Here is a 13,565-nt window from a genome sequence, read left to right as displayed (position 1 = left end):
GGGACAGAAAGGCCGCGGTGACATGTCCGGCTGGGAGATCTTCTGGGACGTCGTTCCGTACGTGACGCTGGCGATCGTGCTCGTCGGCACCTGGTGGCGGTACCGCTATGACAAGTTCGGCTGGACCACCCGATCGTCACAGCTCTACGAGAGCCGGCTGCTGCGCATCGCCAGCCCGATGTTCCACTTCGGCATCCTGGTGGTGATCGTCGGCCACGTCATCGGCCTGGTGATCCCCGAATCCTGGACCGACGCCATGGGTTTGAGCAACCACGCCTACCACATCCAGGCGCTGGTGCTGGGAGCCATCGCGGGCGTCTGCACGCTGGTCGGTATCGCGCTGCTGGTGTATCGACGGCGCACCACGGGTCCGGTGTTCATGGCCACCACCGTCAACGACAAGGTGATGTATCTGGTCCTGGTGCTCGCCATCGTCGCCGGGTTGGCGTGCACGCTGATCGGGGCGACACCCCTCGGCGCCGAGCACGACTACCGCGAGACGGTGTCCCCGTGGTTCCGCTCGATCTGGGTGCTGCAGCCGCGCGGTGACCTGATGGTGGCCGCGCCCCTGTGGTTCCACATCCATGTGCTGATCGGTCTGACGCTGTTCTGCCTGTGGCCGTTCACCCGGCTGGTGCACGCGTTCAGTGCCCCCGTCGGGTACCTGTTCCGTCCGTACATCGTCTACCGCAGCCGCGACGTGGCCCGGCAGGGTGAACTGATCGGATCGGCCCCCCACCGCCGCGGCTGGTGACCCGCTCAGGGTTGGTGACCCGCCGGGGCTGGTGTTCCGCCGAAATCGCATTCCACGTGCGTCAAGCCTGAGAGTAGGCGCACCACAGGCAATCTCGGCGACGGTCCGGCGGGGTTCTCATGCGGTCCAGTAGACCTGGCCGTCGGCGCCTAGCCGGGCACCCTCGGCCGGGGCGTGGGGCTGCAGCCTGCCGTCGTGCATCAGATGCGTGACCGGGGCACCGCAGCGCAATATCGCGACGTCGGCGACGAGGCGCCGGTGACAACGCCACCAGACCGCCTCGCTGCACATGATCGCGGTGCGCTGCCGGTCGGCTTGCCCGAGCAGTTCGGCCAGGGCGGCGCCGAATTCCTCGCTGCGGGTGTAGGCGGCGTAGGCGGCGAACTGGGCGACGCGCCACCAGGTGTCGACGGTCTCGGTATCGGAGCCCAGACGCCGACGGCCGCCCAGTCGTGGCTCCCAGCGGTAGTTCAGTCCCGCCGCGGGGGCCCAGGTCTGCATCGCGGCGCGCTCGACATCGGGATTGTGCCGGCTGGCCGGGAAGCGGCGGATGTCGACGAGCATCCGCACCCCGGCGCCGTCGAGTAGCTCAATCAGCCCGTCACGCCGCAGCGTGCCGTGGCCGACGGTGAGAAGCCCGGTCATGCCGGGCGGTGCTCGACCGGATCGATGTCGGCGGACACCGCGCGTAGCGCCGGCAGTGGTGAGGCCATGCGCCGACGCTAGCGCGTGGGTCACGGGGCGGCTGAGCCGCCGAGGATGAAGGGGCGACTGAGCCGCCGAGGACGACGGGGGGCGGGCGTCAGTAGCGCAGGCGGTCCCCGGCGACGCGGACGTCGGCCCGGGCGTCCGGGTGGGCGATCGCGTGGATCGGGTGGGTCAGCACTGGATGCCGGCAGTGCGGGCACGATGCCTGAGCGCGGTTGGCCGAGCTGAAGGTCAGATGCCGACACTCGCTACATCGCACGACGTAGAACGCGCCGATCCAGTTGGCCAGCCCCAGGAAGATCGCCAGCGTCGTCAAGGTCGCGAGCACCGTGATGAGAACGATGGTGAGCACCGTATAAACCGTCATGACCTACCTCCAACAAAGACGTCTGACGGGTGCCTTTCACGGTACGCCTGGCCCGGCGTGAATCCGGCGGAATCGGAGGCGAATCCGCCGCTCAGGCCTTCCTGGCCCGCTTGTAGACCTTCTCGAGTTCTTTGCCCCGCAGGCCGTTGAGTTCCGCCTTGCGCACCTTGTGAACCACCAGTGGGCACCGCTTGCACCGCGGTTTGCTGCGGCAGCATTTCTTCTTGGGCTTGACGCCGGCGAGCTTGGTGGCTTTCACGTGACGGGAATCTCTCGTTTTCGCGATCGGTGCACTGCACTGCGACAATCACCGGCGTGAATTCTCGTCCGGACTTTCGCAACGTCGCCATTGTGGCCCACGTCGACCACGGCAAGACCACCCTGGTCGACGCCATGCTGCGGCAGTCCGGTGCGCTGAGCCACCGCGGCGATGACGCGATCGAACGCCTGATGGATTCCGGTGACCTGGAAAAGGAAAAGGGAATCACCATCCTGGCGAAGAACACGGCCGTCCACCGGCACCATCCCGACGGCAGCATGACGGTCATCAACGTCATCGACACCCCCGGTCACGCCGATTTCGGCGGTGAGGTCGAACGCGGCCTGTCCATGGTCGACGGCGTCGTGCTGCTCGTCGATGCCTCCGAGGGGCCCCTGCCGCAGACCCGTTTCGTGCTGCGCAAGGCACTGGCCGCGCACCTGCCCGTCATCCTGGTCGTCAACAAGACCGACCGCCCCGACGCACGCATCGCGGAGGTCGTCGAGGAAAGCCACGACCTGCTGCTCGACGTCGCCTCCGATCTCGACGAGGAAGCTCAGGCCGCCGCGGAGAAGGCTCTCGACCTGCCCACGCTGTACGCCTCGGGCCGCGCCGGCATTGCCAGCACCACAGCGCCGGCCAACGGGGAGAACCCCGACGGTGAGAACCTTGACCCGCTGTTCGACGTGCTGCTCGAGCACATCCCGCCGCCGCAGGGCGATCCCGAGGCGCCGCTGCAGGCCCTCGTCACCAACCTTGATGCGTCGGCCTTCCTCGGCCGCCTCGCGCTGATCCGCATCTACAAGGGCCGCATCAAAAAGGGCCAGCAGGTCGCGTGGATGCGCGATGTCGACGGCCATCCCGTCATCACGAACGCCAAGATCACCGAACTGCTCGTCACCGAAGGTGTGGAACGCACGCCCACCGACGAGGCCTTCGCCGGTGACATCGTCGCCGTCGCCGGCATCCCGGAGATCATGATCGGCGACACGCTCGCCGACCCGGACCACGCGCACGCACTGCCGCGTATCACCGTCGACGAGCCCGCGATCTCGGTGACGATCGGCACCAACACCTCGCCGCTGGCGGGCAAGATCTCCGGTCACAAGCTCACCGCCCGCATGGTCAAGAACCGCCTCGATGCCGAGCTGGTCGGCAACGTGTCCATCAAGGTCGTCGACATCGGCCGCCCCGACGCGTGGGAGGTGCAGGGGCGAGGTGAGCTCGCGCTGGCCATCCTCGTCGAGCAGATGCGCCGCGAAGGATTCGAGCTGACCGTCGGTAAGCCGCAGGTGGTCACCCAGACCATCGACGGCAAGCTGCACGAGCCGTTCGAAGCGCTGACCATCGACAGCCCGGAGGAACACCTCGGCGCCATCACCCAGCTGATGGCCGCGCGCAAGGGCCGCATGGAGCAGATGACCAACCATGCCGCCGGTTGGGTGCGGATGGACTTCATCGTGCCCAGCCGTGGCCTGATCGGGTTCCGCACGGACTTCCTGACGCTGACCCGCGGCACCGGCATCGCCAACGCGGTGTTCGACGGATACCGGCCCTGGGCGGGTGAGATCCGGGCCCGCCACACCGGGTCGCTGGTGTCCGACCGCAGCGGCCAGATCACGCCCTTCGCCATGATCCAGCTCGCCGACCGAGGCCAGTTCTTCGTCGAACCGGGCCAGGAGACCTACGAAGGCCAGGTCGTCGGGATCAACCCGCGCGCCGAGGATCTCGACATCAACATCACCCGCGAGAAAAAGCTGACGAACATGCGGTCCTCCACGGCCGACGTGATCGAGACGCTGGCCCGCCCGCTGGAGCTCGACCTGGAGAAGGCGATGGAGTTCTGCGCCGAGGATGAGTGCGTCGAGGTCACCCCCGAGATCGTGCGCGTGCGCAAGGTCGAGCTGACGGCATCGCTGCGGGCCCGGGCCAAGGCGCGCGCCAAAGCGCAGGCAAACAGCTGACCCCGGTGGACCGTCCGCCCCTGGCTACCCTGTAGAGCATGCTGACGACCCTGCGACGCGTCAGCGCCGGTGTCAGCGCGATCGGCATGACGTTGGCCCTGGTCAGCGGCTGTACGGTGAGTCCGCCGCCGGCGCCGCAGAGCACCGACACCACCGAGGTGACCCCTCCGCCGCCGATGAAGGCGACCCAGATCATCGTGGCGATCGATTCGATCGGGCCGGGCTTCAACTCTCATCTGCTCTCCGACCAGTCTCCGGTCAACGCCGCGATCAGTTCGCTCGTGCTGCCCAGTTCGTTCCGCCCGATACCCGATTCCCGGACCCCGACGGGTTCGCGCTGGGAGATGGACACCTCGCTGCTCGAATCAGCGGAGGTCACCAGTGAGAACCCGTTCACGGTCACCTACAAGATCCGGCCCGAGGCGCAGTGGACCGACAACGCCCCGATCGGCGCCGACGACTACTGGTATCTGTGGCGGCAGATGGTGAGCCAGCCCGGCACCGCCGACCCGGCCGGCTACGACCTCATCACCGGTGTGCAGTCGGTCGAAGGCGGCAAGACGGCCGTGGTGACGTTCTCCCAGCCCTACCCGGCGTGGCGCGAGCTGTTCAACGACATCCTGCCCGCCCACATCGTCAAGGACGTGCCCGGCGGGTTCGCCGCGGGGCTGGCCCAGACGCTCCCGGTGACCGGCGGGCAGTTCCGGGTCGACACCATCGACCCGCAGCGCGATGAGATCCTCCTGGCACGCAACGACCGCTACTGGGGCAAACCCGCCACTCCGGATCTGATCCTCTTCCGTCGCGGCGGTGCACCGGCCGCACTGGCCGATTCGATCCGCAACGGCGACACACAGGTCGCCCAGGTTCACGGCGGATCGGCGGTGTTCGCGCAGCTTTCGGCGATCCCGGATGTGCGCACCGCGCGGATCGTGACCCCGCGGGTCATGCACCTGACGCTGCGGGCGCAGCAGCCCATGCTCACCGACCCGCTGGTCCGCAAAGCCGTACTGGGCCTGCTGGACGTCGACCTGCTCGCCGCCGTCGGCGCCGGCGACGACAACACCGTGACACTGGCCCAGGCCCAGGTGCGCTCACCCTCGGACCCCGGCTACGTCCCGACCGCACCGAAGGCGATGACGCGCGAGGAGGCGATCGCGCTGCTCTCCGAGGCCGGCTACCAGATCGAATCGGCTCCGGCGCCCGAGCCGCTCGAGCCGCCTGCGCCGGCTCCGCCGGACAACAACCGCGGTCAACTCACCAAGGACGGTCAGCCGCTGACGCTGGTCCTCGGTGTCGCCGCCAACGACCCGACGTCAGTCGCCGTCGCCAACACCGCCGCCGACCAGCTGCGCAATGTCGGCATCGCCGCATCGGTGTCGGCGCTGGACCCGGTCACCCTGTACGGCGATGCGCTGGTGGACAACAGGGTCGATGCCGTGATCGGCTGGCACCCGGCCGGGGGAGACCTCGCGACCTCGCTGGCCTCGCGTTACGGATGCCCGGCGCTGGAGGCCACCCCGGTGCCGACCACCCCGGGAGCGCCGGCACCCACCTCGGAGACACCGGAGACACCGGATCCGTCACCGACGGGCACGGCCCCGGCACCGATCGGCACCACCCCGGGGCCGACCGGCACGATCCCGACGCAGACCCCGACGCAGACTCCGACCCAGGCCTCCGACACCGACCGGCTCGTGCAGGCACCCAGCAACATCACCGGCATCTGCGACCACAGCATCCAGCCGAGGATCGACGCTGCGCTGCGCGGTGACGCCGACATCGCCGACGTGATCGCCGAGGTCGAGCCGAGGCTGTGGGAGATGGCCACGGTGCTGCCGATCCTGCAAGACACCACGATCGTCGCCGCCGGCCCGAGCGTGCAGCACGTCAGCCTGACCGGTGCGGTCCCCGTCGGCATCGTCGGCGACGCCGGCAACTGGGTCAAACTTCCGCAATAGCCGCGGGCTCATTTCGCCGACGCAGCACCGCGAGGCCGTACGCCGCGTAGGCGCCGACAGCGAACACCAGCAGCAGCCACAGCGGGGGACGGGCGAGTTCCCAGACGAACAACGCCGCGAACAACGGCGAGCGCTGCGTGATCGCCAGCACGCCCGCCGCGCAGCTCAACGACACGACCGCCACCGGCAACTGCGTTCCCGTCCACTGGTTCACCGCCAGCGCCACGAGCGAGCCGGCGGCCGCGCCGGTGGCCAGCGCGGGCGTGAGCAGACCGCCGACGGCGCCCGCACGCAGGAACAGCGTCGTCAACAACGGTTTGAGCAGCAGGATCAGAGCCGCCGAGGTCACCGTCAGCCCGGTCTTCATGCTGACCTCCAGGATGCTGCGGCCGTTGCCGGGTAACTCGGGAAGCCAGATCGAGCAGACGCCGGTCAGCAGGCCGGCCGCGGCGATTCCTGGAATCACGTTCCAGGACTTCAGTTTCATCGTCGGGGCGGCGTGCATCAGCCGGTCGAACGCCAGGCCCGCCGCCACCGCCACCGGAGCCATCGCCAACGCCAGAAACCCGAGCAGATAGGACAGGCGGGCATCAGGCCAGGACAGCGGATGCTCCAGGTGGGTCACGGGTGCGGCGACCAGGACGGCGATGCTCGACGTGATCAGCGCGGTGCCCAGCGCGCGCGGATGCCAGGTGCGCAGCACGATGCGGGCCGCGAAAATCGCCCCGCCCAACGGCACGCTGTACACCGCGCCCAGCCCCGCGCCGGCCGCGCACGCCAGCAGGATCTTCCGGTCCGCCGCGGTGAGCGCGAGCCGGGAGACGGCGGTGTCACTCCACGCGGAGGCGAGCTGCCGCGGCGCACCCTCACGGCCCAGCGAGGCGCCGGAACCGACCAGCAGCACCTGCAGCCCTGCGTCAGCCGTCGCCGTCAGCCCAGCCCTGTCCCGGCGGCGCCGCAACGCCCACCACCCGCAACCGGCCAGGGCGCCGCCCAGCATCGGGCCGACGGCGCGGCGAATGTGGTTGCTGCCCTCGATACCGCTGAGCAGGGTGCCGAAGCTGTAGTGGTAGGTGAGGTGCTCCACCGCGTGCAGCAGCAGCGTCGTGGCTGCGCCGGCCATCCCCGCGATCACACCGACGACGACAACGGCGCACCCGAACTGCACGGCGCGGCGGTTCACGAGCCGAATGTATGACAGGCCCGGCAACCGCGACGGCGAACGGGTTGGCAAGCTGGACCGAATGGAGACCCCGCGCCTGCTGTTCGTCCACGCCCACCCCGACGACGAGACCCTCGCCACGGGGGCGACGATCGCGCACTACGTCGGTCGCGGTGCGCAGGTGCAGGTGATCACGTGCACCCTCGGGGAGGAGGGGGAGGTCATCGGTGACCAGTGGGCGGGGCTGGCGGTCGACCGCGCCGACCAACTCGGTGGCTACCGGATCAGTGAGCTCACCGCCGCGCTGGCCGAACTCGGCGTCGACCGGCCGCGCTATCTGGGTGGGGCCGGTCGTTGGCGGGACTCGGGCATGGAGGGCACACCGGCCCGGAAGCAGCAACGGTTCGTCGACGGCGACGTCGCCGAACAGACCGCCGCGCTGGCCGCCGCGATCGACGAATTGCGCCCGCACGTCGTCGTCACCTACGACCCGAACGGCGGCTACGGACATCCGGACCACATCCACGTCCACCGGATCACGACGGCGGCGGTGGAGGCCGCGGCGTGGACTGTGCCGAAGCTCTACTGGACGGTGACGTCGGCGTCGGCGCTCACCGCGGGACTGGCCGCCCTCGGCGACGTGCCGGACGGATGGATCCGGGTGTCCGCCGATGACCTACCGCTGGTCGGCTACCCGGACGACGAGATCGACGCGGCCGTGGAACTGAGCGCACACACGCCGGCGCGGATCGCCGCGCTGCGGGCGCACGCGACGCAGGTCAGCGTCGCACCGGACGGGCGTGCGTTCGCGCTGTCGAACAACGTCGCGCTGCCGGTCGACTCCACCGAGTACTACAAGCTGGCGGCGGGAACGGCCGGTGACCGTGACCACCGCGGCTGGGAGACGGACCTGCTTTCCGGGCTGTCCCTCGGTTGACGCCGCGTTGCGCGGGGTAAGCTGCCCGCAACCCAGCGCGCGGAAGGGAAGCACATGGACCCGGATCTGGATCCCAACCTGCAGCATTGGCAGGATCGTCTCGACAGCTTCCAATGGGTGGTCGGCTCGCTGGTTTCGGTGCTCGACAGCATCCCGACCTGAGGGCGCCGGCCTCGCCGGCCCCGGGCCGGCTTCGCGTGGTTGTCCTGGTGTTACTCGCCCTCGACGGCGTGCTCTCGGCCTTGATGGCCGTCTTCTTCCTTCCGCTGCGCATCGGTGGGGTCCCGTTCCCGGTCAGCGCGCTGCTCAGTGGACTGCTCAACGTCGCGCTGGTGTGGGCCGGGCTGCAGTGGACGTCGGCGCCACGGCTGGCCGCTCTGCCCCTGTGGACCTGGCTGGCCACCGTATTCCTGTGCATGGCCGTCCGGCCCGGCGACGACATCGTCTTCGGCGGGACCGGGATCATGGAGTTCGGCACGGTCTTACTGGTCGTGCTCGGGGCGCTGCCGGCGGCGTGGTTGTTGACCAGGCTCCCGCCCTCGGCGGGGGCGGGCACCGCCGGCCGCTCGGGGTGACTACTGTGATCCCTATGTCACGCGGACTGCGGACACATGGTGTTTCAGAGAGTGAGACGCGAGGATGATCCGCGATAACGCCGGAGTTATAGGGACGTGGCTCTGAACACCCAGCGCGGTTCTGATCTGCCCAGCCCGATGGTTCCCCCGAAGGCCGGCGCGCCCAGCCCTGCCGCGGTGCGGCGGGTACTGAGGCGGGCCCGTGACGGGGTGGCCCTCAACGTCGACGAGGCCGCGATCGCGATGACCGCGCGTGGTGAGGATCTTGCTGACCTGTGCGCGTCGGCGGCGCGGGTGCGCGATGCCGGTTTGGATGCCGCCGGACGGCGGGGCGCGACGGGCCGATTGCCGGTCAGTTATTCGCGCAAGGTGTTCATCCCGGTCACCCACCTGTGCCGGGACAAATGCCACTACTGCACATTCGTCACCGTGCCCGGCAGGCTGCGCGCCGAGGGCCGAGGCATGTTCATGGAGCCCGACGAGATCCTCGACGTCGCCCGTCGCGGTGCCGAACTGGGCTGCAAGGAAGCGCTTTTCACGCTCGGGGACCGCCCCGAGGACCGCTGGGACGAGGCGCGGCAGTGGCTCGACGAGCGCGGGTATGACTCGACGCTGGACTATGTTCGCGCGATGGCGATCCGGGTGCTGGAGGAGACCGGGCTGCTGCCGCACCTGAATCCGGGCGTGATGTCGTGGTCGGAGCTGTCCCGGCTCAAGCCGGTGGCCCCGTCGATGGGCATGATGCTGGAAACCACCTCGCGACGGCTGTTCGAGACCCGCGGGCTGGCGCATTACGGCAGCCCGGACAAGGATCCCGCGGTGAGGCTGCGCGCGCTGGACGACGCGGGACGGCTGTCGATTCCGTTCACCACCGGGCTACTGGTGGGTATCGGTGAGACGCTGGCCGAGCGCGCCGAGACCGTGCACGCGATTCGCCGCTCGCACAAGGAGTTCGGCCACGTCCAGGAAGTGATCGTGCAGAACTTCCGGGCCAAGGACCACACCGTCATGGCGTCGGTCCCGGACGCCGGACTGGAGGATTTCCTGGCGACCATCGCGGTCACCCGGCTGGTGATGGGCCCGAAGATTCGCATCCAAGCCCCGCCGAATCTGGTGTCGCGGCAGGAGTGTCTGGCGCTGATCGGCGCCGGCGTCGACGACTGGGGCGGGGTGTCGCCGCTGACCCCTGATCACGTCAACCCCGAGCGGCCCTGGCCCGCGCTCGACGAGTTGGCCGAGGTGACTGCCGAGGCCGGCTTCGACCTGGTGCAACGCCTGACCGCGCAGCCGCAGTACGTGCAGGCCGGGGCGGCGTGGATCGACCCGCGGGTGATGGGACACGTGGCGGCACTGGCCGATCCCGACACCGGATACGCCCTCGACGTGAATCCGGTGGGCCGGCCCTGGCAGGAACCCGATGAGGCCACCGAATCGCTCGGCCGTACCGATCTGCACTCGGCGATCGACACCGAGGGCCGGCGCACCGAGACCCGGTCGGATCTGGGCAGCGCGTTCGGTGACTGGGAGTCGATCCGGGCGAAGGTCTCCGAGCTGGCTTCCCGGGCGCCCGAGCGGATCGACACCGATGTGCTGGCCGCGCTGCGCTCGGCCGAGCGGGACCCGGCGGGCTGCTCCGACGACGAGTATCTGGCGCTTGCGACCGCTGACGGCCCTGCCCTGGAAGCCGTTACCGCGCTGGCAGATTCGTTGCGACGCGACACGGTCGGTGACGACGTGACATTCGTGGTCAACCGCAACATCAACTTCACCAACATCTGCTACACCGGCTGCCGGTTCTGCGCGTTCGCCCAGCGCAAAGGCGACGCGGACGCGTACTCGCTGTCGGTCGACGAGGTCGCCGACCGCGCGTGGGAGGCCCACGTCGCCGGCGCCACCGAGGTCTGCATGCAGGGCGGCATCGACCCGGAGCTGCCGGTCACCGGCTACGCCGATCTGGTCCGGGCGGTCAAGAAGCGCGTGCCGTCGATGCATGTGCACGCGTTCTCGCCGATGGAGATCGCCAACGGGGTCACCAAGAGCGGACTGTCGATCCGGGAGTGGCTGACCAGCCTCCGCGAAGCCGGCCTGGACACCATCCCCGGCACGGCCGCCGAGATCCTCGACGACGAGGTGCGCTGGGTGCTCACCAAGGGCAAGCTGCCGACGTCGATGTGGATCGAGGTCGTCACCACCGCGCACCAGGTCGGTCTGCGGTCGAGCTCGACGATGATGTACGGCCACGTCGACACCCCGCGGCACTGGGTCGGACATCTGAATGTGTTGCGCGACATCCAGGACCGCACCGGCGGTTTCACCGAGTTCGTGCCGCTGCCGTTCGTGCACCAGTCCTCGCCGCTGTATCTGGCCGGCGGTGCGCGGCCGGGACCCACCCACCGCGACAACCGTGCGGTGCACGCCTTAGCGCGGATCATGTTGCACGGCAGGATCTCTCACATCCAGACCAGCTGGGTCAAGCTCGGCGTCGAGCGCACGCAGGTGATGCTGCGCGGCGGCGCCAACGATCTCGGCGGCACCCTGATGGAGGAGACGATCTCGCGGATGGCCGGTTCGGAGAACGGCTCGGCCAAGAGCGTCGCCGAACTGGTAGCGATTGCCGAGGGCATCGGCCGCCCGGCCCGCCAGCGCACCACCGACTACACCCCTCTCGCCGCCTGAACGGCCCCCGGCCCTCACGTCCGGCTGGTAGGACGGAACCATGAAGCTGCGACGGGTGATCAACGACGGCAGGCTGGAGTTGCAGTCGCTTGCGGCCGACGGCTCCTGGGTGCGCGCCGAGGGCCCGTCGCCGTTCGGCGGACGCGTGTTCGACGCCGAATGGGAGACGGTCGCCGCCCAGCGCCACCATGAGCTGGCCGGGCACGTCCTGCCCTTTCAGCCGGCGTCCTTCCGCGACTTCATGCTCTACGAACACCACGCGATCGATGCGGCCCGCGGATTGGTACGCCGCTTCCATCCGGGGCAGGCCCGTGCCGCCGGGGTGATCGAGAAGCTGACACGGAAGCCGTTCCCGCTGTTCAAGCCGAAGCCGCTGTTCTACCGGCAGCCGATCTACTACATGTCCAACCACCTGAGCTTCGTGCCCTCCGGTACGCCCGTGGCGTTCCCGTCCTACACGGCCGCGCTGGACTTCGAACTCGAGCTCGGTTTCGTGCTCGGGGCGCCGCTGCACAACGCGACCCCGCAGGAGGCCCTCGACGCGATCGGCGCCTTCGTCGTCGTCAACGACTTCTCCGCTCGGGACGTCCAGCGCAGCGAAATGGCCAGCGGGCTGGGGCCCCAGAAGGCCAAGCATTTCGCGTCGTCGATGTCGGCCGTGGCGGTGACCGCCGATGAGATCCTGCCGCTCATCGATTCGCTCACCGGAGCGGTGTCAGTCAACGGAACCAGGATCGGCACGGTCAGCACCCGCGGCATGCAGTGGTCGATCGGCGAACTGCTCGCTCATGCCTCTCGCGATGATAGACTCTATCCGGGTGAGCTTTTCGCGACCGGCACGCTCCCCGGGGGAAGCGGCATGGAAACCGGCCGCTGGTTGCGGCCGGGCGACCGGTTGACCCTGACGATCGATCAGATCGGCGACATCAGCCACCGGATCGAGGAGTGAACGCTCAGGTGATACCCACTGCGGCAGTGGGTACCACCCTTCTGGCCTCAGGCCTGCCTGGCGGCCTCGATCTCGAGGGTGATGGTCACCTTGTCGCCGACGACCGCGCCGCCGGTCTCCAGCGGCATGTCGATGTCGATGCCGAAGTCCTTGCGGTTGAGCACGGCTGACGCCTCGAATCCGGCGACCTCGCCGTTGCCCAGGCCGGGGTTCACGCCGTTGAACTCAAGCGTCAGCGAGATCGGGCGCGTGGATCCCTTGAGGGTGAAATCGCCGTCGAGGACATAGTTCTCGCCGTCGGGGCGGACAGCGGTGGAGACGAAGGTCGCCGTCGGGTACTTGTCGGTGTCGAAGAAGTCGGCGGACTTGAGGTGGGCGTCGCGCTGCTCGTTGCGGGTGTTGACCGAGTCGACGGCGATCTCTGCGCGCACCGACGGGATGCCGTCCTCGCCGACGGTGATCGCGCCGCTGAACGTGTCGAACGACCCCCTCACCTTGCTGACCATGAGATGGCGCACCGAGAAGTTGATCGACGAGTGGACCGGGTCGATGGTCCAGGTTCCGGCGGGCAGTGCGGTGGTAGCGGTAGTGGTCATGGGTGTCTCTTTCCTCGAAGTGGGTCGGTGTGGTCCGACGCGTACATCCGAGTTAAGCGGACTATGGTCCGAATTCATTCCCGCACGCCCGGCACCCCGGCCCGAATCTTCGGAGTCGGCCGCGGCGTGGGGTACTAGGCGAGCGGTATCTGCGACGTTTAGTATCAGTAACCACGCGCAACCCCTACCCGGGGCGGCGGGTAAGTTAGGGCACACTGAGACAGGCGTCCAACAACCGGCAGGGATACTTGCTGAGTTGGCCGGGCTCGGCTGAGCCCTGCCTAGACAGCAGCCCCACTGGACAGGTAGTTCGAGAGGACTAGGAGTAGTTCGTGACGTACGTCATTGCTGAGCCCTGCGTCGACGTCAAAGACAAGGCGTGCATCGAGGAGTGCCCTGTCGACTGCATCTATGAGGGCGCACGCATGCTGTACATCCACCCGGATGAGTGCGTCGACTGCGGCGCCTGCGAGCCGGTGTGCCCCGTCGAGGCCATCTACTACGAGGACGACGTCCCGGATCAGTGGAGCGCTTACACCCAGATCAACGCCGACTTCTTCGCCGAGCTGGGCTCGCCGGGCGGTGCATCGAAGGTCGGCCAGACCGACAACGATCCCCCGGCCGTCAAGAACCTGCCCCCGCGGGGCGAGGACTGAG

At 68.7% G+C, this 13,565-nt stretch carries 12 protein-coding genes and 1 pseudogene; 8 read left to right on the top strand and 5 right to left on the bottom strand.

Annotation, left to right across the window (positions count from 1 at the left end):
* Positions 1-9: 9 nt before the first annotated feature.
* Positions 10-754: pseudogene (gene narI, locus KXD97_RS30755) on the top strand (respiratory nitrate reductase subunit gamma); the annotation flags it as partial.
* Between the two features lie 117 nt (positions 755-871).
* On the opposite strand, the gene KXD97_RS30750 reads toward narI, so the two are convergent.
* The 3 genes from KXD97_RS30750 to KXD97_RS30740 form a co-directional block, all read right to left on the bottom strand.
* Positions 872-1,399: a DUF488 family protein gene (locus KXD97_RS30750; protein WP_260754768.1), complete on the bottom strand. Its 528-nt coding sequence runs from the start codon at positions 1,397-1,399 to the stop codon at positions 872-874.
* 157 nt (positions 1,400-1,556) lie between these two features.
* Positions 1,557-1,829: a hypothetical protein gene (locus KXD97_RS30745; RefSeq protein ID WP_260754767.1), complete on the bottom strand. Its 273-nt coding sequence runs from the start codon at positions 1,827-1,829 to the stop codon at positions 1,557-1,559.
* Positions 1,830-1,920: 91 nt separating this feature from the next.
* Positions 1,921-2,088 (bottom strand): hypothetical protein, encoded by a 168-nt coding sequence (locus tag KXD97_RS30740; protein ID WP_260754766.1) that lies wholly within the window; start codon positions 2,086-2,088, stop codon positions 1,921-1,923.
* 56 nt (positions 2,089-2,144) lie between these two features.
* Between KXD97_RS30740 and typA the strand changes: the two genes are divergently transcribed.
* Entirely contained in the window at positions 2,145-4,052 is a 1,908-nt protein-coding gene (gene typA, locus KXD97_RS30735) for a translational GTPase TypA (protein ID WP_260754765.1), read from the top strand.
* Positions 4,053-4,090: 38 nt separating this feature from the next.
* On the top strand, positions 4,091-6,013 hold the full coding sequence (locus KXD97_RS30730) for an ABC transporter family substrate-binding protein (protein ID WP_260754764.1): 1,923 nt from the start codon (positions 4,091-4,093) through the stop codon (positions 6,011-6,013).
* On the opposite strand, the gene KXD97_RS30725 is transcribed toward KXD97_RS30730, so the two are convergent.
* Positions 5,997-7,196, bottom strand: coding sequence for a chloride channel protein (locus KXD97_RS30725; protein WP_260754763.1), 1,200 nt, complete (start codon positions 7,194-7,196; stop codon positions 5,997-5,999). The two genes, KXD97_RS30730 and KXD97_RS30725, sit on opposite strands and share 17 nt — an antisense overlap.
* 61 nt (positions 7,197-7,257) lie before the next feature.
* Here KXD97_RS30725 and mshB point away from each other — a divergent pair, with 61 nt between their 5' ends.
* From mshB to KXD97_RS30705, 4 genes are all read left to right on the top strand, one after another.
* A complete protein-coding gene (gene mshB, locus KXD97_RS30720; protein ID WP_260754762.1) occupies positions 7,258-8,112 on the top strand; it encodes an N-acetyl-1-D-myo-inositol-2-amino-2-deoxy-alpha-D-glucopyranoside deacetylase in 855 nt (284 codons plus the stop codon).
* A 113-nt stretch (positions 8,113-8,225) separates the two neighbouring features.
* Positions 8,226-8,687: a hypothetical protein gene (locus KXD97_RS30715; protein WP_260754761.1), complete on the top strand. Its 462-nt coding sequence runs from the start codon at positions 8,226-8,228 to the stop codon at positions 8,685-8,687.
* A 138-nt stretch (positions 8,688-8,825) separates the two neighbouring features.
* Positions 8,826-11,363, top strand: coding sequence for a bifunctional FO biosynthesis protein CofGH (locus KXD97_RS30710; RefSeq protein ID WP_260758238.1), 2,538 nt, complete (start codon positions 8,826-8,828; stop codon positions 11,361-11,363).
* Between the two features lie 40 nt (positions 11,364-11,403).
* Complete coding sequence (locus tag KXD97_RS30705) at positions 11,404-12,312, top strand: fumarylacetoacetate hydrolase family protein (protein WP_260754760.1); 909 nt, start codon at positions 11,404-11,406, stop codon at positions 12,310-12,312.
* Positions 12,313-12,359: 47 nt separating this feature from the next.
* Here KXD97_RS30705 and KXD97_RS30700 read toward each other — a convergent pair whose 3' ends face one another.
* Positions 12,360-12,908 (bottom strand): YceI family protein, encoded by a 549-nt coding sequence (locus KXD97_RS30700; RefSeq protein WP_260754759.1) that lies wholly within the window; start codon positions 12,906-12,908, stop codon positions 12,360-12,362.
* Between the two features lie 332 nt (positions 12,909-13,240).
* On the opposite strand from KXD97_RS30700, the gene fdxA reads away from it, so the two are divergent.
* Positions 13,241-13,564 (top strand): ferredoxin, encoded by a 324-nt coding sequence (fdxA, locus tag KXD97_RS30695; protein WP_260754758.1) that lies wholly within the window; start codon positions 13,241-13,243, stop codon positions 13,562-13,564.
* Position 13,565 lies beyond the last annotated feature (1 nt).

It is taken from the genome of Mycobacterium sp. SMC-8 (assembly GCF_025263565.1).
Taxonomy (GTDB): Bacteria; Actinomycetota; Actinomycetes; order Mycobacteriales; family Mycobacteriaceae; genus Mycobacterium.
Note: the sequence above shows the minus strand (reverse complement) of the source record. Positions and strands in the feature narration are given on the sequence as shown.